Here is a 664-nt window from a genome sequence, read left to right on the forward strand (position 1 = left end):
AAGGAAGAAAAAACACCTAAGTCAAAAGAGTTAAAACTGGAAGACTTAAGGGCAGTGCTTGCTACCTTAAGTCAGCATGGGAAAACAGCAGAGGTTAAAGAGCTGATTGTTAAGTTTGGCGGAACGAAGTTATCTGATGTACCAAAGGAAAACTACAGTCAGCTATTAAAAGAAGCGGAGGAAATCAAAATTGACTAGACAGAAGGTGAATTGTACCAAAGGTGCAAGAGAGGCTGGCCTGGGCCACGCAATTTTATCCCCATCAAGTTCTCATAGGTGGCTGAACTGTACACCAAGTGCAGTGCTTGAACTAGAGTTTGAAAATACCAGTTCAGCAGCAGCAGAAGAAGGAACGGCAGCACATGCCTTTTGTGAGCATAAGCTGAAAAAGGCATTGAAGATGCGAAGTAAAAGACCTGTATCTGATTATGACTCAGACGAAATGCAAGAATGTACTGATGCCTATGTGGATTTTGTTTTGGAGCAATATGAATTAGCCAAGCAGAAGTGTAAGGATCCGGCTATTTTGATTGAACAGAAAGTGGATTTTTCAGAGTATGTTCCAGATGGATTTGGAACTGCAGATTGCTTGATCGTTTCAGATGATAGGCTTTCCATCATCGACTTTAAATACGGACAGGGAGTTCTTGTGGATGCCTATGAG

2 protein-coding genes are annotated in these 664 nt (G+C 41.7%); both read left to right on the forward strand.

Going from position 1 to position 664, the window contains the following annotated elements; all coding sequences use genetic code 11:
• Positions 1-198 (forward strand): hypothetical protein (locus tag HMPREF2852_RS05650; RefSeq protein ID WP_070606578.1); only part of this gene is annotated, 198 nt, incomplete at its 5' end.
• Positions 191-664, forward strand: a 474-nt coding sequence (locus HMPREF2852_RS05655; RefSeq protein ID WP_148130552.1) for a DUF2800 domain-containing protein, incomplete at its 3' end; no start/stop codon positions are given. The genes HMPREF2852_RS05650 and HMPREF2852_RS05655, both read left to right, overlap by 8 nt.

Origin of the sequence: Anaerococcus sp. HMSC065G05 (genome assembly GCF_001812365.1) — a bacterium.
In the GTDB taxonomy this organism is placed as follows: domain Bacteria; phylum Bacillota; class Clostridia; order Tissierellales; family Peptoniphilaceae; genus Anaerococcus; species Anaerococcus vaginalis.